The sequence below is a fragment of the Lysinibacillus sp. LK3 genome (assembly GCF_001043675.1).
In the GTDB taxonomy this organism is placed as follows: domain Bacteria; phylum Bacillota; class Bacilli; order Bacillales_A; family Planococcaceae; genus Lysinibacillus; species Lysinibacillus capsici.
On sequence record NZ_LDUJ01000014.1, the window covers coordinates 120107 to 144134 of the forward strand.

Below are 24028 nucleotides of genomic sequence, written 5' to 3' on the forward strand. Positions count from 1 at the left end.
TAGCGATAGGAGAGCTCTCTAATACTAAAAAAATGAAATGAGGGAATTTTTTGAGCGATCAATTAGAAAGCCAATTTCAACCTTGTCCTGTAACATCAACTGAACAAATTCCATTAACGAATGAGATTACACCAGTAGTCACTACACCAGTTACAACGCCAACTATCAAAGTTCCAGTTGTATTGGCAGAACCAACACTGCAAATCGTTGTTGAGTCGGATATTACACTTAGCCCTGCTGCTACAGAAATCAAACGAGTGAAAAAGAATGTCTTCCTAAATCAAGTGAAACTTGTACCAGTTAGCTTTGCACGTATTGGTGTTACTGATTTCTTTAGAGTAACAAGAGCTAAATTATTTGTAGCAGGACATATTCGGAAAAATATTGAATATGCTTCGTCAGCATGTAATGGGGCACTTCGAGATAGAATTGCTGACGTTCCGTTTTCTGGTTTTACAGATCTTATTTTCCCACAAACACCAGGAGGCGCAACACCAATCTTAGGCATTTCCGAGTTTGCTGAAGCGAACTTCCTTAACGAAAGAACACAAATGGATGCTCGATTAGATAAGGCTTTCTTCCAAAATCTTGTTAAATACAATGAACAACCATTTGGTGAATTAGTAGCTGCCAACTTCTTTGAACTTGATTTTTCACCGATTATGGCGGCTCCTGAAGGGACATTCAGCACATTACGTGAAAAAATTGTCTTAGAACTTACTGTAAAAGTATTGCAAGTGCAACAAATCCGCCTTGGTGCTGGCAGTAGCGTAATAACGCCTGTTCTTTTAGGACTTACACCTCCTCCTAGTCCTTGATAAATGCTAGTTTAGAGGACAGTAGAATATTATAATATATTAACAAAGCTGGTAGTACAGATGGATATTTTGTTTGTACTACTAATTTTCTTATAGGAGCTGTCAATCTTTAAAAGCATTTATCAATATTATGAAAAATCAAATACAAGTGAATGATTAGCTTCATTAAAAGGAAAAAGGGTTGCCATATAAAATGAGCAACCCTTTTTTCACTATTTATTTCACTGTTTCTAAAACGCGTACAAATTGTCCTTTTGAGTGAGGGTAGCCTGCTTGTGTAATTTTTACTTTTACAAGTTGTCCGATTAGACTTTCTGGACCCTCAAAAACTACTTTTAAGTAATTGTCTGTATAGCCTGTTAGAAGGCCTTCTTCTTCACTGTCATCATGCACAAATTCTTCAGGGATAACTTCTAGCACTTGATCTTCAAAACGAGAAGCATACTCTTTTGCTAGCTGATCGTTTAAAGAGATGAGTCGATGCACACGCTCATTTTTAATGTCTTCATCAATTTGATCTTCCATACGTGCAGCAGGGGTTCCTGTACGAGGAGAGAATGGGAAAACGTGTAGCTCAGAAAATTTATGATCGCGAATAAAGTTATATGTGTCCATAAACTCTTCCTCTGTCTCACCTGGAAAACCAACGATTACATCAGAAGTAACAGCTAAATCAGGTAAAGCCTCATGTAATTTTGTTAAACGTTCACCGAAGAACTCCATTGTATATTTACGACGCATACGTTTTAATACCGTATCAGAACCAGATTGAATAGGGATGTGTAAATGATTCACGACAATCTTTGATTCACGTAGTACTTCAATTACTTCATCTGTTAATTGACTAGCCTCAATAGATGAAATACGAAGACGCTTTAAGCCTGTTACATTGGCCTCTAAATCACGTAGTAATTGAGCAAGATTATAATCTTTTAAATCCTGACCATAGCCACCTGTATGAATACCAGTTAAGACAATTTCAAGATAACCAGCATCTACTAATTGCTGTGCTTGATGTAATACTTCTTGTGGGTCACGAGAACGCATTAAACCACGTGCCCATGGAATAATACAAAATGTACAGAAATTGTTACAGCCTTCTTGGATTTTTAACGAAGCACGTGTACGGTCTGTAAATGCTGGTACATCTAATTCTTCGTATACTCGGTTTTTCATAATATTACGTACAGCATTAATCGGTTGTCGTTCCGCACGATATTGTTCAATATAACCAAGTAATTTCGTACGATCTTGTGTTCCAACAACAATATCAACACCAGGGATTGCCATAATTTCTGCAGGGGATGTTTGTGCATAGCATCCTGTTACACAAATAACTGCATCCGGATTTTGGCGAATTGCTCGACGAATAACCTGACGTGATTTTTTATCTCCAGTATTCGTAACTGTGCATGTATTAATGACGTAAACGTCTGCTTGTTGATCAAATTCTGTTCGATCATAGCCTTCTTCTTTAAACAGCTGCCAAATTGCTTCTGTTTCGTAATGATTTACTTTACAACCTAGAGTATGAAAACTCACGATTTTTGATCGCTCGTTACTCATGATATATATCATCCTTTCAATTCACATTACCTTGTGTTTCCAAACATTTAATAAGTTTTTCGTTGTACATATTTTAGATACGTGATTTATGATAACATAATCCTTATAAAATCAGTACATATAAGATTTTTTTGTGAAATAATTAAGTTATCAATTTCTATATAATCTTTTGAGGACTTCAGATATACATGACTCTTTCTGTAATGTTTATATTTGGGTGTTCATTATATAGAAAGAAATTAGACGCCATCGCGAAAAAATGATATGATTCGAAGAGGTACGTACATCTTATTTAATGAAGGAGCGTTCAACAATGGAAAAAAATTTTGCACGTATGATTGATCATACATTATTAAAGGCTGAGGCAACAAAAGAACAAATTGAAAAATTATGTGCTGAAGCTAAACAATTTAACTTTGCTTCTGTTTGTGTAAATCCAACTTGGGTAAAGCGAAGCAGTGAATTATTACAGGGTACAGACGTGTTAGTTTGTACGGTTATCGGCTTCCCACTTGGTGCCAATACACCAGCAGTCAAAGCATTTGAAGCAAAAGACGCCATTGCTAACGGTGCAAAAGAAGTAGATATGGTTATTAATATCGGTGCGTTAAAAGATAAAAACTATGACCTTGTACAAGCAGATATCGCAGCAGTGGTAGAAGCAGCTAAAGATAGCGCACTTGTAAAAGTCATTATTGAATCATGCTTACTAACAGACGAAGAAAAAGTGAAGGCATGTGAGTTAGCTGTAGCAGCAGGTGCTGACTATGTGAAAACATCTACAGGTTTTTCTACTGGTGGAGCAACAGCAGAGGATATCGCGCTTATGCGTAAAACTGTAGGTCCAGAACTTGGTGTAAAAGCATCAGGTGGTGTTCGTAGCTTAGAGGACATGAAAAAAATGGTAGAGGCAGGTGCGACTCGTATTGGGGCTAGCTCTGGTGTAGCTATTATGAATGGTTTAATTGCCGACTCCAACTATTAATATTATCTTTTTATAGTGCCATAAGCTCATGTGTACATTGACATGAGCTTATGGCTTCTTTGTGTTTAATCAGCATAATAATTTTCTATGCACATATACTCCACTGATGAATGTAAATACAGAAAGGAGGATGTCATGTTTACACAGTATAAGTCTTGGAGGCCCTATATTAGCCCCTTTGATCCTTGTAAGCCTATAGAAGTTAAGTATTATGCAACACCCCCACAACTATATATGGGTTTTCAACCACCTGGACTTCCACAATTTCCAACCGCAAGAGAAGCGCTAATGGCAGGAACACTATGGCCACAGTTGTTTAGCCCATACCCATTTCCCCTAAAAGGAGGGAGGAAGCATGACTAAAAAGATGCCGCCCGAATTTTATAAGCAATTAGAAGAAATACAAGCAATTGATTTCGTCATTGTTGAATTAAACCTCTATTTAGACACTCATCCACACGATTATGACGCCATTCAGCAATTTAATGAAAATACAGAGAAAAGTATGAAACTTAAAATTGATTTTGAGCAAAAATATGGACCACTCATGAATTTTGGGAGAAGCTATTCGAATTATCCTTTTAACTGGATTGATACACCATGGCCATGGCAAGTCTAAACAAAAGACTAGGAGGAAAAATCTTTGTGGTATTATGAAAAGAAACTCCAGTATCCGGTAAAAGTTAGTACATGTAACCCAATGCTTGCAAAGTTTTTAATTGAACAATATGGAGGAGCGGATGGGGAACTGGCAGCAGCTCTACGCTACATGAATCAGCGCTATACGATTCCTGACAAAGTAGTAGGGTTATTGACCGATATAGCAACAGAGGAATTTTCACATTTAGAAATGATTGCCACGATGATTTATAAGCTAACAAAAGATGCAACACCAGAAATGCTGAAAGAAGCTGGATTGGGTGATCATTATGTAAATCACGATCGGGCTCTATTTTATCAAAACGCCTCGGGGGTACCATTCACAGCAACCTATATTCAAGCAAAGGGTGACCCTATCGCGGATTTGTATGAGGATATAGCAGCCGAAGAAAAGGCACGTGCCACATACCAATGGATTATTGACTTATCAGATGATACGGATTTAAATGATAGCTTGAAGTTTTTACGTGAACGGGAAATTGTTCATTCCCAGCGCTTTAGAGAGGCTGTTGAAATTTTAAAAGATGATAGAGATCAAAAGAAAGTTTTCTAAGACAAAAATGGCAGGCTGTATCAAGGTGAACTTGACACAGCCTTTTTGCGGTTACTGAATATTTGAGAATAAGCTAAGATCTTTTCGATGACCAATCATTACTAATAAATCTTCCTTTTCAATAATTTGCTCAGGAGAAGGGGAGATAATAATTTCACCTTCGCGCACAATCGCAATTACACTGACGTTATATTTTGCGCGCAAGTCTAAATCCCGAAGGTTTTGTCCAGCCATTTTGGAAGGAATCATAATTTCTTCAATGCTGTATTCCTTTGATAATTCGATATAATTCAACATATTTGGGGATAGGAGTTGATTAGCTACACGTTCACCCATATCTCTTTCTGGGTAAATAATCCAATCAGCTCCTACTTTATCTAACACTTGCCCATGTCTTTTACCAAGTGCCTTTGCGATCACTTTTTTGATCCCTAGCTCTTTTAATAAAGAGACGGTTAAAATACTAGATTGCATATCATTACCGATCGCTACGATAACACAATCGAAGTTACCAATACCAATCGATTTTAAGGCTTTTTCTTCTGTTGTATCTGCAACCACAGCGTGAGTCACATAGGGTTCGGCATCCTCTACTCTTTCTTCATTTATATCAATTCCTAATATTTCCTGTCCAGCTTCATGCAATCTGCGAGCGACGCTTGTTCCGAATCTACCTAAGCCAATCACAGCGTATTGTTTAATGGTCATAGCGTTCTGTCTTCCTCTCATTTGGTTATCCAATCATAATATTTCCTTTTGGGTGGCGGAAACTCTCTTTTTTTCTTCGTTTTGCAATGGCAAAAGCAATGGTTAGTGGTCCTACTCTTCCTGCGAACATTGTAATAATCAGAAGAAGACGACCAGCAGGTGTTAGCTCTGGAGTTAGGCCCATCGAAAGACCAACAGTACCAAACGCAGAGGTAGCCTCAAATAAGTACATCATAAAGCTATGATGCTGTTCCGTGATACTGAGAATAATCGTCACGACTACAACAATTAATCCTCCACACATTGTAACCGTCAAAGCCTTTAAGATAGTTTCAGTAACAATTCTACGTTTAAAGAGAACGACATCTTCTTTTCCACGAATTTGTGACCACATAGTAGCTACTAAAACAGCAAAGGTTGTGATTTTAATACCTCCAGCAGTCGACCCAGAGCCTGCCCCAATAAACATGAAAAGAATCATTAAAAATAATGTAGAATGCGTTAAGTCCCCAATAGCCAGTGTATTGGAGCCAGCAGTTCGTGGTGTAACCGCTTGGTAAAGGGAACCTAATACTTTACCCCATTCGGATAATGGTCCAAGTGTTTTTTGGTTGCCATACTCAAACAAAAATATCAAAATGGTTCCGCTAACAGTGAGCAAAAGTGTCGTTACTAAGACTATTTTTGAATGGACAGAAAGCCTTTTAGTTACACGATATTCATACAATTCATTCATAACAATAAAGCCTAATCCACCGATTGTAATAAGAGCACAGATGGTGAAAACAACAAAGGGGTCATCAACATAGGCAGTCATTCCGTTAAAGCCACCCATTAAATCGAAGCCCGCGTTGTTGAAGTTGGATATGGCATGAAAAAATCCAAAATAAAGGGCCTTTCCAATAGGCATATCAAAAGAAAAACGAATCGATAGAATTAGACCACCGATTATTTCAATACATGCTGTAAAGAGCAATATTCTTTTCACTAATCGAACAAGACCAGCAATGGAGATATTATTAAATGCTTCTTTAAGCAGCAGTCTTTCTTTTAATGAAATTTTCTTTCCAAGCAGTAAAAATAATAATGTGGCAAATGTCATAAATCCTAAACCGCCAATTTGGATTAAGAATAAAAGGACCACTTCGCCAAAAATAGAGAAGGTATCACCTGTATCAACTACAATTAAACCTGTGACACAAGTAGCTGATGTAGCAGTGAATAAAGCATCTAAAAAGGGCAAACCCTTCCCATCCTCAGTAGAAAATGGCATTGTTAAAAGAAACGTACCTATGGCAATGATGAGGGCAAAGCCCAATACAAGAACTTTGGGAGGATTTAATGCTCTTTTAAAATTGTTCATTTAATTTTTCCTCAATTCTGAATAGTAAACAACTGTTTGTTAGATGGCATAATAAAAAGACCTACGATTAGAGCATGAAAAGGGTAGAAAGCATGCTAATAATGGTGGTCAATAACGACCTCCTTCGCTTTAGCCGACGAAGTTAGCTGACGGGTAGGATGGCGAAAGAGCTTTCTCATCCCTTCTGCTAAAGCAGAATTAACCCCAAAAGATTGGTTCCTCCGTTCTCAAATAGTTGAGATTTGGCCGATATGAAATTGAATGTGATTATTCTACGCCCTTATTCTATTTTTTGTAAACCCCTTAATTGTTAAGAAAATGTAATTATTTTTATTGTGGGCGAATTGTGTGTGAATAATTCGAGCAAAAATAAAACCAAAAATTCACTTGATAATTTCGCATACTTTCTATTGACCATTATTAGACAATACGATATAATTTTTTAGTACACAACAGAAGGTGATTTGCCTAATTGTGTATTGACGTGTGTTCGGAGGGAGGGAAAGAGAGATGTCAAAAACTGTCGTTCGCAAAAACGAATCGCTTGAAGATGCTCTTCGCCGCTTCAAACGTACTGTATCAAAAAGTGGTACAATTCAAGAAGTTAGAAAGCGCGAGTTCTACGAAAAACCTAGCGTAAAACGTAAAAAGAAATCAGAAGCTGCACGTAAACGTAAGTGGTAATTTAATTTCCCATTAAAAATCCCTACGTTCATAACACGCAATTGTATGATTCACTGAGCAGACAAAGTTATACCTGAAATTAATCACATTTTTGATTAATTTCAGGTATTTTACATTGCTCAACTTTACGTACATATGAAAAAGCCGAATGAAATCACTTTGATTCATTCGGCTTTTTTGCACATACTAAGTGTTAGTAATTGGCATTAGATCGAATGATAAATAATTAATAAATTTTTTAAGATTTGTGAAACTTTTCGCATGATTGACCGTATATACAGAGGAGAGGCATGTTAGAAGGGAGGGAAAAAGATGCGAAAACGGAGAATCCTCAGCTATTTACTAGTGATATGGATGACTTTTTTGTTAGCGTTTCCATTAACTTCGGCTTTTGCCAGTAATAAGGTTTATCATGTTCCGATTCATAATGAAGTAGAGCGAGGACTTCATGCATTTTTAGAACGAGCTTTTAAAGAGGCTGAAGAAAACAATGCAGAGGCGATTATCTTAGAAATACATACGCCAGGCGGTTTTGTGAATGCAGCAAGCGATATCGCCATGCTTATGGATGCAACGCAAATAAAAACGATTGCTTATATTAATAAGGATGCGCACTCAGCAGGAGCGTTTTTAGCCTTACATGCGGATGAGATCTACATGGTTCCAAATGGAACAATCGGTGCAGCGGCAGTTATCGATTCAGCAGGTAATGCAGCCGACCTAAAGGCCAATAGCGCTTGGCTTGCTCAAATGAAAGCAGCAGCAGAAACGTCAGGGCGCGACCCTAAGTATGCATTAGCAATGGCAGATACCAACTATGAACTACCAGAATACCGTGCTGGCGGAAAGAATTTGTTAACCCTATCAGCCTCAGAGGCAGCAAAGGTTAAATATTCTGAAGGGACGGTTAAAGATTTTCAAGAGCTTTTAGAAGTAACCAACTTGAATGGTAGTGATGTTGTTCCCATTGAACCAACCTTTTCTGAAAAGTTAGCTCGTTTTATTACAAATCCCATCATTGTACCTATTCTATTGTCTATCGCTAGCTTAGGACTTGTGATGGAGCTTTATTCGCCAGGATTTGGTGTTCCAGGTATAATGGGCTTATCAGCACTTGGTTTATTTTTCTTTGGACATATGGTGGCCGGCTTTGCGGGATATGAAACATTATTGTTATTTATTGTTGGCTTAGCCCTTTTAATTGCAGAGTTTTTTGTCCCCGGTGGAATTGTTGGTATTTTAGGTGGTGTCTTAATAGTACTAAGTCTGATACTGGCAGGTGCAAATATGATGCAAATGATAGTAGCAATTCTCATTGCGCTTGTGATAGCGATGATAGGAATGGTGATTCTGATGAAATTTTTCGGAAAAAAACTGCATGTCTTAAACAGGCTTGTGTTAATGGATGCAACCACGACAGAAGAAGGGTATGTATCCAATGTGAATCGCACAGAACTGTTAGGAAAAATTGGGAAAACGCTTACACCACTTCGTCCATCTGGAACAATGGTACTTGGTAGTGAACGCATTGATATTGTATCAGAAGGTGGCTATATCGATGCCAATCAACATGTAGAAATTATTAAAGTTGAAGGCTCACGCATTGTTGTGAGACAAACAGATAAAGAGATGGAGGAATAGAAAATGGGTTTTGATTTAGCTTTGATTGGTCCTATTGCTGGACTAGTTATTTTATTCATTGTGCTTGCGGTATTTTTTACCTTTGTACCCGTTGCATTGTGGATTTCTGCATTAGCAGCAGGTGTACGTGTGAGCATTTTTACATTAATTGGGATGCGATTGCGTCGTGTAATCCCTTCTCGAATTGTTAATCCGTTGATTAAAGCACATAAAGCAGGTTTACCTGTAACGATTAATCAGTTAGAGAGTCACTATTTAGCAGGTGGTAATGTTGACCGTGTAGTGAATGCCTTAATTGCGGCTCACCGTGCCAATATTGAGCTGTCATTTGAACGTTGTGCAGCAATCGATTTAGCTGGGCGTGATGTATTAGAAGCTGTTCAAATGTCTGTTAATCCAAAAGTTATTGAAACACCTTTCATTTCAGGTGTAGCAATGAACGGGATTGAAGTAAAAGCAAAGGCTCGTATTACCGTGCGTGCCAACATCGAGCGTTTAGTCGGTGGTGCTGGTGAAGAAACAGTTATTGCCCGTGTAGGGGAAGGGATCGTTTCTACAATTGGTTCGGCTACTAGTCATACAGAAGTATTAGAAAATCCAGATATGATTTCACAAACAGTTTTATCTAAAGGTTTGGATTCAGGAACAGCCTTTGAAATTTTATCCATTGATATTGCGGATGTAGATATCGGTAAAAACATCGGGGCTGAATTACAAATTGAACAAGCACAAGCTGATAAAAACATTGCGCAAGCAAAAGCTGAGGAACGTCGTGCAATGGCTGTAGCAAACGAGCAAGAAATGATTGCACGTGTTCAAGAGATGAAGGCAAAAGTAGTAGAAGCAGAGGCGGAAGTACCACAAGCGATGGCTGAAGCCTTACGTTCTGGTAATCTTGGCATTATGGATTATATGAACTATCGCAATATCCAAGCAGATACAGCGATGCGCGACTCTATCTCAAAAGTAAGCAATGATAAACCAGAAAAAAATGAACCCAATGCTTAATAACGGAAAGGAGCGAAACTAACATATGGAACAGTTAATAATCTTCGCCATAATTGCCATAGTCAGCTCTATTTTCGGAAAATCAAAAAATAAAAAGCCTCAGAAGCAGATGCCTCCTTTTAATAAAGACACCGTGGTGGAGCCTCCAGTTACGGAGAAAGCACCACATCGTACTGGGAAAGCACAGAGTTTTGAAGATTTTGCACGAGAATTTATAGGAGATTGGATTCCAGAAAATGAGAAAGTCGAGGAGCCTAAAAAATTTGTTGAAGAACAAGTGAAAAGGGAAATACCAAGCTATGTTGTTCCAGCTGTCATTCCAGCAGATATCCCTAGCCGTTCTTCTAATCGAGAAGGTCGAGGACGATTAGCTGCTGGAAAAAAAGAAGTGCAATCAGTTGGCACAAATTCGACTTTACAACTACCTCAATCTAAAAATGATCTTATGCAAGCAATCGTGATGGCTGAAATATTAGGGCCACCGAAATCAAAAAGAAAATAACTAGCATGTCCTCCTTTTTCGATGCATATATTGCCGAAGAAGGAGGCATTTTTTATGAAAAAATTATTTCAATTAACGCCACTACTTGAGTTGTTAGAATACGAATCATTAAAAATTATTGGACCCTACCGTTTTATTCATGCAGATGCGACGACCTGTTCGTTTGTCTATGCAGATTATCATATTACTGTCAATGCGGATTCAGTGACAATCAATGCGCTCAAAGAAGAAATGCTACATCTCACTGTTGACAATCTACAGGAGCTTCATATGAAAATGACAAAGAATATGGGTGTGAGCAAAAATGTGGAATAATCGGCCAATTATTATACGTATAAAGCGCCATGAAAATGTTCATCCTTTTATTCAAGCATTGCACGCTCAACATGTCCCATTAAAGCGTGTTGTCTTTCGTGAGCAGGAAGTTTCCTTTGAAACAACGATGCATTATCTACCAAAAATTCGCCGTGTACGAAGACGTTTTCGCTTAAAAATGGCTGTATTTTATGCAGATGAGCTTCAAGTTTTTCGAGCGCAAATTTGGACTTTATTGGGCTTAGCCTTTATGATTGCTATTCCAATTCTTTGTGCACAAGTCATATGGCGAGTGGACATAGAAGCTGCAACACCAGAACTAGAGCAGCGTTTAGGTAAGACCTTTCATGAAACCTTTCAATTAGAAACCCCTTTATCTCAAAAAAAGTTACCTTCCAATACGGTTATACGACAAAAGCTGTTAGAGCAACACCGAGAGCTATCATGGGTTCATATTGATAAACATGGCGGACGAGTAATTTTGAGACCACAAGAATCACCTAAACAAACAGAGCAAACAACTGATAAATTAGCCTCCCATATAGTAGCAACGAAAAGTGGTGTCATTACACACTTTAATATACAGCATGGCGAGCGAAAAATTTCAGTAAATGATACAGCCTACGAGGGTGACGTCCTCGTAAGTGGTGTATTAGAAAGTGGCACAGATCAAGTTTTTGTAGGGGCGAAGGGAGAGGTTTATGCAGACTATTGGCTTGAATGTTCATTTAAAATTCCAACAAAAATTACCGTGGAAACCTTGCAGCAAAAGCAATGGCGAGTGTTGATAAAGGGTATACATGAGGAAAAGGTGGATTATGTACAAAGAAAGGATTTACCGAATTGGCTATCTCCCTATGTTTCAATTGTAGAGGAGCAACAGACGAAAACGATGCAAGTAGAGTTGGATGAATCGAAAATTGAGTCATTGCTGATTCCTTTATTGCATGAAAAAGTATTACGCTCGTTACCTGCAAAAACAATCATCAAGAAAGAAAACCTTTTACAGGCAAAGTGGGGGAATGGTACAGTTGAAGGGAAAGTTCTATTTTTAGTCAATGAAAACATTGCAAGTCCAATACAAGGCCTACAAGGAGAATGATTATGTCAGAACAGTTAACTGTATTACAGGTGGATAATCCAAATGAAGCGGTTATGCTACTAGGTATTTCCGATGCAAATATGAAATTAGTTGAAGAAGCGCTTAATGTTCATATCATTACGCGTGGTGAACAAATTCAACTTGCGGGTGAAGAAAATGCTAAGGAACAGGCAACATTTCTTCTGCATGCTTTATTGAAGGTCATTCGCAAAGGAATTAATATTGATCAACGTGATGTCACAACAGCTATTGAAATGACACAAAAAGGAACAATCGAGTATTTTGCAGAACTATATGATGAAGAAATAGCACGCACAACGAAAGGTAAGTCAATTCGTGCAAAAACAATTGGTCAACGAGAATACATACAAGCAATCCGTCATAAAGACGTTGTTTTCGGTATTGGTCCAGCCGGTACTGGGAAAACGTATTTAGCGGTAGTCATGGCAACACAGGCACTTAAAAACGGCCATGTTAAGAGAATTATTTTAACTCGCCCTGCTGTTGAAGCTGGAGAGTCTCTAGGCTTTCTTCCAGGAGATTTAAAGGAAAAGGTTGATCCATATCTTCGACCTCTCTATGACGCTTTAAACGACATCTACGGCTCAGAACAAACACAGCGGCTAATTGAACGAGGAACGATTGAAATCGCCCCTTTAGCCTATATGCGTGGCCGTACATTAGATGATGCCTTTGTTATTTTAGATGAAGCACAAAATACAACACATCAACAAATGAAAATGTTCCTAACTCGTCTAGGCTTCGGCTCTAAAATGGTCATCACAGGTGATAAAACGCAAATCGACTTACCCAAAAATACAGAATCTGGCTTGATTGTAGCAGAACGTACATTAAAGTATGTTAAATCTATTCATTTCCAAGTACTAGAACAAGGCGATGTCGTACGTCACCCAATCGTAGCCAAAATCATTCAAGCCTACGAAGAACAGCAACTTTAGAATTGCGTAGCAATTCTAAAGTCTGCCCCGAAAGCGAAGCGACAGGGGTAACGAGGTTTAAAACATCCGTATAGTTAAAACCTAAACCACGAATTTAATCAAAATATGGAAAAAAATGTGACAGCTATGCGAAGATGCATAGCTGTTTTTTGCTTTCTTATACATTTTTCGAGAAAAATGTATGTTGAATTGGTATGATAGTAGGTAGATAGAGGAGGTGCCAGATGGAGAAACAACTTCGAAAATTTACAGAGCTTATCGGTTTTCGCTACTTTCTTATCATCATTCTCATTTTAACAGGTGGCCTACAATTTGGGTTCATGTATGGCAATGTTAAAGGAGTTACATATGATTTCAAACCATTACAGCTTGCGCCTGAAACCGTACGATCTACTAAAACGATTGAAGACACTTATAAAACACAGCTAGAGCGAGAAAAAGCTGCCAATGCAGTGGATTCAGTCTATCAATTTTCGGAGGATGTCGCCAAGCAAAGAGCAGCGATTGTAACATCATTATTTGATTATGTTTTGGAAGTGAAAAAAGATGTTGCAAATAGTAAGGAACCTATTCCTATTGCAGACCAGGTTACACAGCTTCGAAAAAAATTTGAATCCATTGACGAAGACCAGATGCCGTTAATTTTTACAGATTCTCAGCTAGAAGGTCTATTAGTACAAAGTGAAGATGATTTAACTAGAACAAGTACGCAATTATCTAAATTTGTAGAGGAATATTTACAAAAATCCATCCGACCAGAGAACGTCTTTGTTGCACAAAATGATTTTGAAACAAAGATTCGTGGACAACGAGGATATCCTGATAAAATATTCAATACAGTCGTGTTAATAGGACGTACAAGCATTATTGAAAATGAAACAATTAACGAAGAACAAACAAAGATTCGAAAACAGCAGGCCAAAGAAAGTGTAGAGCCGACACGAATTTTACAAGGTCAGATTATTGTTCAAGAAGGCCAAATTATTGACAATGAGGCTTTTAGACAATTAGAGCTATTAGGGATGGTTAGTAATAAAGCCTCCTTTAAGCCGATAGCAGGGCTTATTATTTTAACGCTACTGCAAATGATGTTTATGTATATTTTATTTGAGCGTTGGGAGACGAACGAACGAAAAAAACGTAATGCACTGTTAGTGACAGTGATTGTTTATAGCTTGTCTATTTTGCTAATGAAATTTATTAGCTTAGTTTCTAGTGGCTTTGATGTGACGATTGCCTTTTTATTCCCGACAGCACTAGCAACGATGCTTGTACGATTGCTAGCAGATGAGCGAGCAGCCGTATTAATTACAGTTATGACGGCTGCTTCAGCAGGGGTAATTTTTCAAGAAGGCTATTCTTCAGTTATGCAAATGGAAATTACGCTGTATATCATATTCGGAGGGTTTGCAAGCCTATTCTTTTTGCGTAGTGTGGAAAAACGCTCACATATTTTACATGCGGTTGGTGTGATTTCCCTTGTAAATATGGCATTTATTGCGTTTTATTTGTTAATGACACAATCATCCTATGGCTTACCAGAATTAGCATTTTACTTAATAGCGGCGATGTTATCAGCCTTGCTTTCAGGGGCATTAACGATGGGACTTTTACCATTCTTTGAATCGGCGTTTAGCTTGCTTTCGTCTTTACGCTTAATTGAGCTATCCAATCCCAACCATCCATTATTAAAAAAATTATTAATGGAAACTCCAGGGACATATCATCATAGTGTGATGGTAGCGAACTTAGCGGAAGCTGCGTGTGAAGAGATTGGTGCCGACGGTTTATTAGCACGTGTAGGTTGTTATTATCATGATATTGGTAAAACCAAACGACCTTCCTTTTTCATCGAAAATCAGATGTCGGGCATCAATCCGCATGATTCTTTACCACCTGAAACAAGTGCAGAGATTATTATCGCCCATACGACAGATGGTGCCAATATGTTAAAACGTTATAAAATGCCTCAAGAGATTATTGATATCGCTTTACAGCATCATGGCACAAGTTTGTTAAAATTCTTCTTGTTTAAAGCAAAGGAAGAAGGAAAAAATATTGATGAGGCAAAGTTCCGATACCCAGGGCCCAAACCACAAACAAAAGAAGCAGCTGTTATAAGTGTTGCGGATAGTGTCGAGGCAGCAGTACGTTCTATGAAAGAGCCAAATGCAGAGAAAATTCAGAAGCTAGTACGAGCGATTATCGATGATCGCGTCCAAGATAATCAGTTTGATGAATGCGATATTTCAATAAAAGAGTTAAAATGTATAGAGAGAGTACTTTGTGAAACGTTGAATGGGATATTCCATTCACGTATTGAATATCCAAAGGCAGATAAGTAGGAGGATCTATGATTTTAACAATTGATTTTACGGATGAAACAAATGAAGTGGGAGCACAGCATATCGAACTTGTTGAAAAGCTATTACAGCATGCTGCAAGTGTAGAAAATATTGAGCCAGAAACAGAGGTTTCGGTGACGTTTGTTACGAACAAGGCAATTCAAGATATTAATCGTGAATATCGTGGCAAAGATCAGCCCACAGATGTTATTTCCTTTGCACTAGAGGAGCTAGGGGAAGGGGAAATGGAAGTTACTTTTGAAGGTATGCCACGTGTATTAGGTGATATCATTATTTCGACTGATCGTGCAAAAGAGCAGGCAGAGGAATATAATCATTCCTTTGAGCGAGAATTAGGCTTTTTAGCTGTACATGGTTTTTTACATTTACTTGGTTATGACCATATGGAGCCAGAAGAAGAGAAAGTGATGTTTGCAAAGCAAGATGAGATTCTCCAAACTTTTGGCTTAGGTCGAGATTAGATGAATTTGCGAAAATACTTGCGATCTTTTGGCTATGCTTTTGAAGGCATCATAACTGCAAGTAAAGAACAAAATTTGAAATCACATATAGTAAGTGCAATCATTGTTATACTGGCTAGTTATTTGACAGGTTTATCTCGTATGGAGTGGTATATTGTGCTACTATTAATAGCACTAATGTTTGCGCTGGAAATGATGAATACAGCTATCGAACGGGTAGTCGATTTAGCTTCCCCTGAGATACATCCGCTTGCTAAGCAAGCAAAAGATATTGCAGCAGGTGCAGTGCTTGTATTTGCGCTATTCAGTGCTATAATCGGATTACTCATCTTTCTGCCAAAATGGTTTTAATGGAAATGAGTGTCTTCTAATTGAAAATAAACCATAAATGTGAGGGAGAATTAGTATAGATGACAATGGATATGCATGCATTATTAGAAGAATCAAAAAAGGCACGTGAAAAAGCCTATGTTCCTTATTCAAAATTTAAAGTAGGGGCAGCTCTACTAACTAAAGATGGAGAGGTTATTCACGGTTGTAATATTGAAAATGCAGGCTATAGTATGACAAATTGTGCTGAACGTACAGCGTTTTTTAAGGCAGTATCGGAGGGGATTTACGAATTCGAGGCCATTGCCATTGTAGCTGATACGGACGGACCATGCGCCCCATGTGGAGCATGTCGCCAGGTCATGATGGAGTTTTGTGCTCCAACTATGCCTGTTTATTTAACGAACTTAAAAGGTGATGTGACGGTAACGTCAGTGGGCGAATTACTACCGTTTGCATTTACGACGGAGGATTTAGAGAATGCAGGAAACTAAAAATGGCTATAAATCAGGCTTTATCTCCATCATTGGTCGTCCAAATGTTGGCAAATCGACATTTTTAAATCGTGTCATTGGCCAAAAAATTGCGATCATGAGTGATAAGCCACAAACAACACGAAATAAAGTACAAGGCGTACTAACAACAGATGATAGCCAAATGATTTTTATTGATACACCAGGTATTCACAAGCCAAAACATAAACTAGGCGATTTCATGCTGAAGGTTTCTAAAAACACATTGCGTGAAGTAGACGTTATTATGTTTATGGTTAATGCTGAGCAAAAACTCGGTAAAGGTGATGAATTTATTCTAGAAATGCTAGCAGGAAACCCAACACCTGTCTTTTTGGTCATCAATAAAATTGATGCCATTCATCCAGATGAACTAATGGGAATTATTGAGAGCTATAAAGAGCGCTATGACTTTGCGGAGATTGTACCGATTTCTGCGCTACAAGGCAATAATGTTGAAAATTTATTAGTGACATTGGCGAAGTATTTACCAGAAGGACCTCAGTATTACCCAGCTGATCAAGTGACAGATCATCCTGAACGATTTATTATATCTGAACTTATTCGTGAAAAAGTCCTACATTTAACGCGTGAAGAAATTCCCCATTCTATCGCGGTGGTAATTGATAAAATTCGTCGTGATGAAGAAAATGAGGATAAAATTCATGTAGCGGCTACAATTATTGTGGAGCGTGATTCTCAAAAAGGGATAGTTATTGGAAAACGTGGAGCCTTGCTAAAAGAAGTAGGGACACGTGCGCGAAAGGATATCGAAATGCTTCTAGGGTCTAAAGTTTATTTAGAGCTATGGGTAAAGGTGCAAAAAGATTGGCGTAATAAAGCTACACATTTACGCGATTTTGGATTCCGTGATGATGAATATTAAGTTTTTACTGGCTTAGCCAATGAATTGTAACGTTGACGAACATGGCCCGTTGAATCAGGAATAGACGCCAAATTTTGACGTGACGGTTTTAGGTTAACTTCTTCTTGTAGGCACAAAAGGATCTAGAAGTATTTGATCATTTTTATTTTTGAGCTGTCCAAAATTATTTTGGGCAGCTCTCTTTGCATGGATAGTTCTTTTATGAAAGGAGGGGGATTATGCTTCATAAATGGGAGGGGATTGTATTAAAGGTTCGCGCTTATGGGGAATCTAATAAGATTGTTATTTTGCTAACTCGGGAAGCTGGTAAAGTGGCTACGATGGCTAGAGGGGCAAAAAAACCTTCTAGTAGATTGGCTTCCATCACGCAACCCTTTACCTATGGGATGTTTATGGTACAACATCATACAGGCATGGGAACTTTGCAACAGGGAGAACATTTAAATTCAATGCGCCATATTCGTGAGGATATTATGGCTACTGCTTATGCTAGCTATATTATGGAATTAGTGGAGCGAGTTGTGGAAGAAGGAAAGCCAGAGCCATTTGCGTTCGATGTTTTACTACATGCACTACAAGCAATTGAGGATGGCTACGATCCTGAAGCTATTACGCTATTTGTTGAATGGAAAATGTTGCCCTATACAGGTGTACAACCTATTTTACATGCCTGTGCTGCGTGTGGCGCAGTAGATGGGGAATTCGCTTTTTCCTTTGCTCAAGGAGGATTCTTATGCCATCGCTGTTATCAGCATGACCCCTATATCATTCGCTTAACGCCAACACAGCTGAAACTTATCAGGATGTTCTACACTGTTCCTATCGACCAAATTGGAAAAATAGAACTAAAAAAAGAAACAAAATATTTCATTAAAAAAATTATAACAACCATCTATGAAGAACAAACCGGTATTCGGTTTAAGACGAGAAAATTTATAGAGCAACTAGAACGTACCCCTGAACTGCAAATACGCTCGAAAGACAAAATGCCAGATGAATCATAATGTTCATCTGGCATTTCACGTTATTTAAAATTCATCCTCATCCTCTGTCACTAAAAAGGCCCACTGTCCAGCAATTTTTTTACTTTCAATATAAAGGTATGATGTTTCATTGTTTTTACCTGTTAAATGGAGAATCGCTAGACCTTCAGCTTTTGGCGTAATATGTAGTTGCCCGTCAAGAATTGTCGCTTTTACAGGCACTGGCTCAAAACCAAAGCTTTCGAGTGCTACATGTGTTGGTTCGAAAGGTAATTCTTGCGCTGTCAGTATTAATTCATCTGTCAAATGATATAAATCAATGCTGCGAACAAAATCATAGGAATACACATCTGCGGCCATCTTTTGTTGTTGCGTCCCATCTGAAAATCTAACAATGTATTGTCCATTTTGCGAGATGGACAGTGTTTGATCTTGTTGATTAAAGTTATAGAAATTTGAAGCGAGTGGCTGTCCATTCGCGTTTTGAACCGTCACCTCTGTTGGTATGAATGGTAATTTGCTCTCAGACAAATCGAGTGGTAAATTTTCGATATAATCATCTTCTTCTACTTCTTCAAGTGTTACCTTCAGCTTACCATTTACATTTTTGACATGTACTAAATAAAAAATGTCAATAAAGTCCTCTGAATCATCAGTCAATCCAGTAATCACTAATTTACCCGTACCTTCTTTTATAGGGGTAATTGTGATAGACTCTGTCATATCTTCCTCTTCATTCCATGTGAAAATATCCTCTGCTGGCTCAAGACCACCATAAGAAGCAAAAATATAGTCCTGTTTAAATTGACTTGCATAGACGGTTGCATTGCCTAGCAACTTTTCAGCTCGTACAACAAAAGCAGCCAGCTGAGAGCGCTTTACATTGCTTTTTGGGCCGAAAGTGGTTGCAGATGTTCCTTTGGTAATCCCATTTGCAAACAATGCTTTAATATGAGGCTCAAATTCATTCCCCTTTTTAACGTCTGTAAATGGTAATTGTGTGTTACTCGTACTTGTTAATCCAAAGCCTTTCGCAATCATTTTAGACATTTGCTCGCGAGTTATATTTTGAGTAGGGTAGAAATAACCATTTGCACCATTAATAATGCCAGCATTTGCTAATGCTGCAATGGCTCCGTAGTTTTCATCGCCAGGTTTGATGTCTTTGAATTGGGGATTTTTTACGTGAACTGTATCTAACTTTAAAATACCTGCTAAAATCTTCGCAGCCTGTGTACGTGTAATAGGATTAGCGGGTTTAAATGTCCCATCCATATAGCCTGAAATAATGCCACGCTCTGCTAATTGAATAATAGCCTTACCTTCTTCATTGGTTGGGTTGATATCAGGAAAAAATGATGCTGCGTGTGCGGGTGGTGCGATAATAATCGCACTTGTTGCTAAAGCAGAAGCCATAGCTAGTTGAAATAAACGTTGAGACTGCAATTAAATTCCTCCAAAAAGTACAATAGAAAATTTTATAGTATATATATTTCTGGTCAGACCTTCCTATGTATCAGTTCAAACTTCCGGACGAATGAATGTTAAAAGGTGATGTGTCTTTAGCCTGTCAATTATTCATTATTTAACAGCTAATACTAACTATAATAACTTATTTATACCAAAAAGATGGAACAACGCATAGAGGGAATTTCATCCATATCATGCCTGTTCGGTAATCGATTATACCTTATGTAAAAAGGGGGAGCTAAAACTAATTAACTTGCATAGCACAGAACTCGCTTCATTTTATCTTTTAAATAAAAAGAAATACCTTTGATTTTATAGGAGGATGCAACTAGATTACCTTTCTTTTTAATGAATAAATTTCAATTTTTACAAAATAAAATTATTGCGTAAATTTAATTTTATTTGTTATTTTTCCGTCTTTAAATGAATAATATGAAGTCTTATTTATCTATATTTTTATTTATTTATATATTTATAAGTATTTTAATAGGTAAAAAGATTTGTATTTTTGTTTAGTTTTCATTATATAAGTGGTAGAAACTGTTCATTCGAGACCCATATACTAGTTGAAAAGGCATTTTAACCTATGATATTGTAAATGGTATAGATAATGGTAATTATATTTTTTAAATATAATTAAGTCGTTTAATCTCCATCGAAACTGATGTACGCTAGATCACTTTAGACATGCCTATGAAATATAAAAGCCTCTATCAGCAAAACGTATTGTTATACGTTTATCAGAATAGCGCAGTCCTATGGAAGAAGGAGGGAGTCACATAGTGCTTAGTACATTGCGTATGTGGCAAAATATATGCTACGAAAAGTAACCTTAAGTATTCATGAAGTTGAAGCAAATGATATATTAGCAGAAGATATTTTTTCAGAGTATCGTTTATTGGCTAAAAAGGATTTAGTTTTAACGGAGCGAATTATTGCCTTACTTAAACTTCGTAAAGTAGATGAATTATCTGTCTATTTGCCATCTAATTCAGTTCGAGTTGTACATGATTTAAGTGCTCAACGAACAAGAGAATATGAAGATCTATTTGCCCCATTAATTGAAAAAAGAGATCCTGTGGATGATTATAAAGAGACAGTTAGTCAGCTTTTTATGACAACGTTGGAGAATGTCGTGCACGAATTACGCTATGGACAAATTCTTAAAAGCATACAGGATACGGCTTATGTAAGAGGTGTTTTTGAAAAGATTTTGGAAAAAAAACATCGCTATGAGCTACTTATGCGTTTAAAGGAATGGGACGAGTATTCATTTGTCCATTCATTTGATGTGTTTGTATTAGGTACAATTTTTGCTAGATACCTAGGTTTAACAGATATTGAAACATTAGCTAGGGGCTACCTGTTCCATGATATCGGGAAGGTTTTTATACCCCAAGAAATATTAAATCTGAAACGTAAACTCTCTGAAGATGAGTTCGATATTGTAAAGACGCACACAACAAAAGGCTACGAGCTACTCATTGAACATAACGAGGAAGACATTGCCTATTTGGCACGAGATCATCATGAACGTTTTGCGGGAAAGGGCTATCCAAATCAACTTTGTGCGGATGATATGAGTGAGGGTGTACAATTATTACAAATTGTTGATGTATATTCAGCGATGACATCCAAGAGAGTCTATCATGTTGGCTATGGTGCTACAGATGCTTTAGCTGTCTTATACAGAGATCGACATTTATATAATGAGAGCTTTATGCATAAATTTGTAGAGTGTTTAGGGATTTACCCAGTAAACTCTGTTGTTATGTTATCCGATAATCGCAGTGCACAAGTAGAACTTGTTTATGATTTATTTCCTACATTACCAAAAGTAAGATTGTTAGATGAGCAAAAATCAATGAATCTTCCTTTGAACTATAGTGTGAGAATTACGAAAATGATCGACTATCGAGCTAATAGCTTTGAAGAGATTTTCAACTTATTTGTAGAGCAATTAATCCGCTGTGACGAAAATAATCTGAGAATTCATTTTAATAAATTAATTGACCATTTACATCCTAAAGAAATTGTCTTAAAAATTTTTCTGCCAGCCTTTCGTATTTTACGTTTACTAACAAGGGAAATCCAAACGGATATGACAAAGTATCGCAATTCTATTGGTATTTTAAAATCGCTACTAGAGGAGCAATTAAACGTTTTATATATGGATTATCAACATGAGCAAACGACCATATTAGTTGTGGAGACATCGTTGCGTGAAAATTTCTTCATTAAGCTTGTTCAAAGTATTTTGTATATTGATAAAATTGTGCCATTCTTTATAAACCCAGGTGATGATCAACGTATTACACAATTGATGGAACATTGTGATGTTAATGTCGCTTACTTTATTGAAGATGAACTAACTTTTGACAAACGGGTTCGTCCAATGCGAGAAGGTACATTCCTTTATTACTCACTAGCGGATATTGAGGAGCTATTAGTGAGCTTAATAGGTTTGAGCATGAAAAAGTTTTCATTCGAGGAAAAAATGCAAGAGCGCTTATTTTCAACATTTAAAGCATAAGAAAGAGGGAGTTGCCTGCTGGCTACCCCCTCTTTTTTTAAGTGATTAGAATTGTAGGTGTTTTTCAATATATGCTTTTACTTCAGCAATAGGCATACGAACTTGTGTCATAGAGTCACGATGACGTACTGTTACTTGGCCATCCTCTTTTGAATCAAAATCATATGTGATACTGAATGGTGTACCAATTTCATCTTGACGACGGTAACGTTTACCAATTGATTGTGATTCATCAAAATCAACAGGGAAGGCTTTACGCAGTTCAGCCCAAACATCTGTAGCTTCATCAGATAATTTTTTAGAAAGTGGTAGCACAGCAGCTTTAAATGGAGCCAGAGCAGGGTGGAAACGTAAAACCGTACGTTTATCATCACCTTCTAGTTCCTCTTCATCATAGGCATCACACAGGAAAGCTAATGTTACACGATCAGCTCCTAATGATGGTTCAATACAATAAGGAACATAACGTTCATTTGATACAGGATCAATGTAAGTGAAATCTTCACCAGAGTGCTCCATATGTTGTTTTAAGTCGTAATCTGTACGATCTGCTACACCCCAAAGCTCTCCCCAGCCAAATGGGAATTTGAATTCGATATCTGTTGTAGCGTTAGAGTAGTGAGATAGCTCATCATCCTCATGGTCACGAAGGCGCATCGAATCTTCTTTCATGCCTAGGTTTAGTAACCAATTTTTACAGAATTCTTTCCAATATGCATGCCATTCAAGGTCTTCACCAGGTTTACAGAAGAATTCAAGCTCCATTTGTTCGAATTCACGTGTACGGAATGTGAAGTTACCCGGTGTAATTTCGTTACGGAAAGATTTACCGATTTGTGCGATACCAAATGGTGTACGTTTACGCATAGAACGTTGAACGTTTTTAAAGTTCACGAAAATACCTTGTGCCGTTTCTGGGCGTAAATAAATTTCATTTGTAGAGGATTCCGTTACACCTTGGAATGTTTTAAACATGAGGTTGAATTGGCGAATATCTGTGAAATCAGCCTTTCCGCAATCAGGGCATACTACGTCATATTTAATCATTGTTTCTTTCATTTGGTCGAATGTCATACCATCAACAATGATTTCATCGCCTTTCGCTAATGCAGCGTCTTCGATAATTTTATCTGCACGGTGGCGGGCCTTACATGATTTACAGTCGATCATTGGGTCATTGAAGTTTCCTACGTGACCAGAAGCAACCCAAGCTTTTGGATTCATCAAAATAGCAGCATCAATACCTACATTGTATTCAGATTCCTGAACAAACTTTTGCCACCATGCTTTTTTAATATTATTTTTTAATTCGACACCTAGTGGACCATAATCCCACGTGTTTGCTAAACCTCCGTAGATTTCAGAACCAGGGAAGACAAAGCCTCGATGCTTCGCTAAAGATACGATGGTTTCCATTGATTTGTTAGCCATAAAATAGCCTCCTTTAAATTTTTAATACGTTGTTTTAGCGGTAAAAACGCCAAAGTTTTTTCATTCAGTTGCAACTAAATGAAAATAGCACCCGTCTCCGGGCACATTGTATGCCCAGGGACGAGTGCTAATACCCGCGGTTCCACCCTGATTGTTTTAAACGAGTAGTTTAAAACCTCTTTTCAAAAAGTT

The 24028-nt window shown here is 37.6% G+C and carries 24 protein-coding genes and 1 riboswitch; of the genes, 19 read left to right on the plus strand and 5 right to left on the minus strand.

Annotated features, from left to right (window positions below):
* The first annotated feature begins 50 nt into the window (after positions 1-50).
* Positions 51-818: a CsxC family protein gene (locus tag VK91_RS08555; RefSeq protein ID WP_048392184.1), complete on the plus strand. Its 768-nt coding sequence runs from the start codon at positions 51-53 to the stop codon at positions 816-818.
* 216 nt (positions 819-1034) lie between these two features.
* On the opposite strand, the gene mtaB is transcribed toward VK91_RS08555, so the two are convergent.
* A complete protein-coding gene (gene mtaB / locus VK91_RS08560; protein WP_048392185.1) occupies positions 1035-2384 on the minus strand; it encodes a tRNA (N(6)-L-threonylcarbamoyladenosine(37)-C(2))-methylthiotransferase MtaB in 1350 nt (449 codons plus the stop codon).
* A gap of 313 nt (positions 2385-2697) precedes the next feature.
* Here mtaB and deoC point away from each other — a divergent pair, with 313 nt between their 5' ends.
* From deoC to VK91_RS08580, 4 genes are all read left to right on the plus strand, one after another.
* The gene (deoC, locus tag VK91_RS08565) at positions 2698-3369 is read left to right on the plus strand and encodes a deoxyribose-phosphate aldolase (protein WP_048392186.1); all 672 of its coding nucleotides are present in this window, start codon (positions 2698-2700) and stop codon (positions 3367-3369) included.
* A gap of 135 nt (positions 3370-3504) precedes the next feature.
* Positions 3505-3732, plus strand: a complete 228-nt coding sequence (locus VK91_RS08570; RefSeq protein ID WP_004227061.1) for a spore coat associated protein CotJA — start codon at positions 3505-3507, stop codon at positions 3730-3732.
* Positions 3725-3988 (plus strand): spore coat protein CotJB, encoded by a 264-nt coding sequence (locus VK91_RS08575; RefSeq protein WP_016994107.1) that lies wholly within the window; start codon positions 3725-3727, stop codon positions 3986-3988. Before VK91_RS08570 ends, VK91_RS08575 begins: the two co-directional genes overlap by 8 nt.
* 24 nt (positions 3989-4012) lie before the next feature.
* Positions 4013-4582 (plus strand): manganese catalase family protein, encoded by a 570-nt coding sequence (locus VK91_RS08580; RefSeq protein WP_004227065.1) that lies wholly within the window; start codon positions 4013-4015, stop codon positions 4580-4582.
* Between the two features lie 51 nt (positions 4583-4633).
* Here VK91_RS08580 and VK91_RS08585 read toward each other — a convergent pair whose 3' ends face one another.
* Positions 4634-5290, minus strand: coding sequence for a TrkA family potassium uptake protein (locus tag VK91_RS08585; protein ID WP_004227067.1), 657 nt, complete (start codon positions 5288-5290; stop codon positions 4634-4636).
* Between the two features lie 25 nt (positions 5291-5315).
* Entirely contained in the window at positions 5316-6653 is a 1338-nt protein-coding gene (locus tag VK91_RS08590) for a TrkH family potassium uptake protein (protein WP_048392187.1), read from the minus strand.
* A 116-nt stretch (positions 6654-6769) separates the two neighbouring features.
* Positions 6770-6911: riboswitch (cyclic di-AMP (ydaO/yuaA leader) on the minus strand.
* Positions 6912-7163: 252 nt separating this feature from the next.
* Between VK91_RS08590 and rpsU the strand changes: the two genes are divergently transcribed.
* The 13 genes from rpsU (at position 7164) to recO (ending at position 18423) form a co-directional block, all read left to right on the plus strand.
* Positions 7164-7337: a 30S ribosomal protein S21 gene (gene rpsU / locus VK91_RS08595; protein ID WP_004227078.1), complete on the plus strand. Its 174-nt coding sequence runs from the start codon at positions 7164-7166 to the stop codon at positions 7335-7337.
* 312 nt (positions 7338-7649) lie between these two features.
* Positions 7650-8978, plus strand: coding sequence for a nodulation protein NfeD (locus VK91_RS08600; RefSeq protein WP_048392188.1), 1329 nt, complete (start codon positions 7650-7652; stop codon positions 8976-8978).
* 3 nt (positions 8979-8981) lie between these two features.
* Positions 8982-9986, plus strand: a complete 1005-nt coding sequence (gene floA / locus VK91_RS08605; RefSeq protein ID WP_016994103.1) for a flotillin-like protein FloA — start codon at positions 8982-8984, stop codon at positions 9984-9986.
* Between the two features lie 25 nt (positions 9987-10011).
* Positions 10012-10488: a hypothetical protein gene (locus VK91_RS08610; RefSeq protein ID WP_048392189.1), complete on the plus strand. Its 477-nt coding sequence runs from the start codon at positions 10012-10014 to the stop codon at positions 10486-10488.
* 54 nt (positions 10489-10542) lie between these two features.
* Complete coding sequence (locus tag VK91_RS08615; RefSeq protein WP_048392190.1) at positions 10543-10803, plus strand: hypothetical protein; 261 nt, start codon at positions 10543-10545, stop codon at positions 10801-10803.
* Positions 10793-11905 carry a sporulation protein YqfD gene (locus VK91_RS08620; protein ID WP_048392191.1) on the plus strand — a complete coding sequence of 371 codons (1113 nt, stop codon included), beginning with the start codon at positions 10793-10795 and terminating at the stop codon, positions 11903-11905. The genes VK91_RS08615 and VK91_RS08620 overlap by 11 nt, the downstream gene beginning before the upstream one ends.
* Positions 11906-11907: 2 nt before the next feature.
* Complete coding sequence (locus VK91_RS08625) at positions 11908-12864, plus strand: PhoH family protein (RefSeq protein WP_016994096.1); 957 nt, start codon at positions 11908-11910, stop codon at positions 12862-12864.
* A 224-nt stretch (positions 12865-13088) separates the two neighbouring features.
* Positions 13089-15209 carry an HD family phosphohydrolase gene (locus VK91_RS08630; protein WP_004227107.1) on the plus strand — a complete coding sequence of 707 codons (2121 nt, stop codon included), beginning with the start codon at positions 13089-13091 and terminating at the stop codon, positions 15207-15209.
* Positions 15210-15217: 8 nt separating this feature from the next.
* Positions 15218-15691 carry an rRNA maturation RNase YbeY gene (gene ybeY, locus VK91_RS08635; RefSeq protein WP_048392192.1) on the plus strand — a complete coding sequence of 158 codons (474 nt, stop codon included), beginning with the start codon at positions 15218-15220 and terminating at the stop codon, positions 15689-15691.
* The gene (locus VK91_RS08640; protein WP_048392193.1) at positions 15692-16042 is read left to right on the plus strand and encodes a diacylglycerol kinase family protein; all 351 of its coding nucleotides are present in this window, start codon (positions 15692-15694) and stop codon (positions 16040-16042) included.
* Between the two features lie 59 nt (positions 16043-16101).
* A complete protein-coding gene (locus VK91_RS08645) occupies positions 16102-16515 on the plus strand; it encodes a cytidine deaminase (protein ID WP_081011012.1) in 414 nt (137 codons plus the stop codon).
* Positions 16502-17419: a GTPase Era gene (era, locus tag VK91_RS08650; protein ID WP_004227129.1), complete on the plus strand. Its 918-nt coding sequence runs from the start codon at positions 16502-16504 to the stop codon at positions 17417-17419. Before VK91_RS08645 ends, era begins: the two co-directional genes overlap by 14 nt.
* Before the next feature lie 218 nt (positions 17420-17637).
* Positions 17638-18423 carry a DNA repair protein RecO gene (gene recO / locus VK91_RS08655; RefSeq protein ID WP_048392194.1) on the plus strand — a complete coding sequence of 262 codons (786 nt, stop codon included), beginning with the start codon at positions 17638-17640 and terminating at the stop codon, positions 18421-18423.
* A gap of 24 nt (positions 18424-18447) precedes the next feature.
* Here the strand turns inward: recO and VK91_RS08660 are convergent, their stop codons facing one another.
* A complete protein-coding gene (locus VK91_RS08660) occupies positions 18448-19848 on the minus strand; it encodes an S-layer homology domain-containing protein (RefSeq protein WP_048392195.1) in 1401 nt (466 codons plus the stop codon).
* 838 nt (positions 19849-20686) lie between these two features.
* Between VK91_RS08660 and VK91_RS08665 the strand changes: the two genes are divergently transcribed.
* Positions 20687-22405, plus strand: coding sequence for an HD-GYP domain-containing protein (locus VK91_RS08665; protein WP_048392675.1), 1719 nt, complete (start codon positions 20687-20689; stop codon positions 22403-22405).
* A gap of 45 nt (positions 22406-22450) precedes the next feature.
* On the opposite strand, the gene VK91_RS08670 is transcribed toward VK91_RS08665, so the two are convergent.
* Positions 22451-23836 (minus strand): glycine--tRNA ligase, encoded by a 1386-nt coding sequence (locus VK91_RS08670; RefSeq protein WP_048392196.1) that lies wholly within the window; start codon positions 23834-23836, stop codon positions 22451-22453.
* Between the last annotated feature and the right edge of the window lie 192 nt (positions 23837-24028).

Coding starts and splice junctions, on each gene's coding strand:
- mtaB (WP_048392185.1), bottom strand. CDS start 2,384: ATGAGTAACGAGCGATCAAAAATCGTGAGTTTTCATACTCTAGGTTGT.
- deoC (WP_048392186.1), top strand. CDS start 2,698: ATGGAAAAAAATTTTGCACGTATGATTGATCATACATTATTAAAGGCT.
- VK91_RS08570 (WP_004227061.1), top strand. CDS start 3,505: ATGTTTACACAGTATAAGTCTTGGAGGCCCTATATTAGCCCCTTTGAT.
- VK91_RS08575 (WP_016994107.1), top strand. CDS start 3,725: ATGACTAAAAAGATGCCGCCCGAATTTTATAAGCAATTAGAAGAAATA.
- VK91_RS08585 (WP_004227067.1), bottom strand. CDS start 5,290: ATGACCATTAAACAATACGCTGTGATTGGCTTAGGTAGATTCGGAACA.
- VK91_RS08590 (WP_048392187.1), bottom strand. CDS start 6,653: ATGAACAATTTTAAAAGAGCATTAAATCCTCCCAAAGTTCTTGTATTG.
- rpsU (WP_004227078.1), top strand. CDS start 7,164: ATGTCAAAAACTGTCGTTCGCAAAAACGAATCGCTTGAAGATGCTCTT.
- VK91_RS08600 (WP_048392188.1), top strand. CDS start 7,650: ATGCGAAAACGGAGAATCCTCAGCTATTTACTAGTGATATGGATGACT.
- floA (WP_016994103.1), top strand. CDS start 8,982: ATGGGTTTTGATTTAGCTTTGATTGGTCCTATTGCTGGACTAGTTATT.
- VK91_RS08610 (WP_048392189.1), top strand. CDS start 10,012: ATGGAACAGTTAATAATCTTCGCCATAATTGCCATAGTCAGCTCTATT.
- VK91_RS08615 (WP_048392190.1), top strand. CDS start 10,543: ATGAAAAAATTATTTCAATTAACGCCACTACTTGAGTTGTTAGAATAC.
- VK91_RS08620 (WP_048392191.1), top strand. CDS start 10,793: ATGTGGAATAATCGGCCAATTATTATACGTATAAAGCGCCATGAAAAT.
- VK91_RS08625 (WP_016994096.1), top strand. CDS start 11,908: ATGTCAGAACAGTTAACTGTATTACAGGTGGATAATCCAAATGAAGCG.
- VK91_RS08630 (WP_004227107.1), top strand. CDS start 13,089: ATGGAGAAACAACTTCGAAAATTTACAGAGCTTATCGGTTTTCGCTAC.
- ybeY (WP_048392192.1), top strand. CDS start 15,218: ATGATTTTAACAATTGATTTTACGGATGAAACAAATGAAGTGGGAGCA.
- VK91_RS08640 (WP_048392193.1), top strand. CDS start 15,692: ATGAATTTGCGAAAATACTTGCGATCTTTTGGCTATGCTTTTGAAGGC.
- VK91_RS08645 (WP_081011012.1), top strand. CDS start 16,102: ATGACAATGGATATGCATGCATTATTAGAAGAATCAAAAAAGGCACGT.
- era (WP_004227129.1), top strand. CDS start 16,502: ATGCAGGAAACTAAAAATGGCTATAAATCAGGCTTTATCTCCATCATT.
- recO (WP_048392194.1), top strand. CDS start 17,638: ATGCTTCATAAATGGGAGGGGATTGTATTAAAGGTTCGCGCTTATGGG.
- VK91_RS08665 (WP_048392675.1), top strand. CDS start 20,687: ATGCTACGAAAAGTAACCTTAAGTATTCATGAAGTTGAAGCAAATGAT.
- VK91_RS08670 (WP_048392196.1), bottom strand. CDS start 23,836: ATGGCTAACAAATCAATGGAAACCATCGTATCTTTAGCGAAGCATCGA.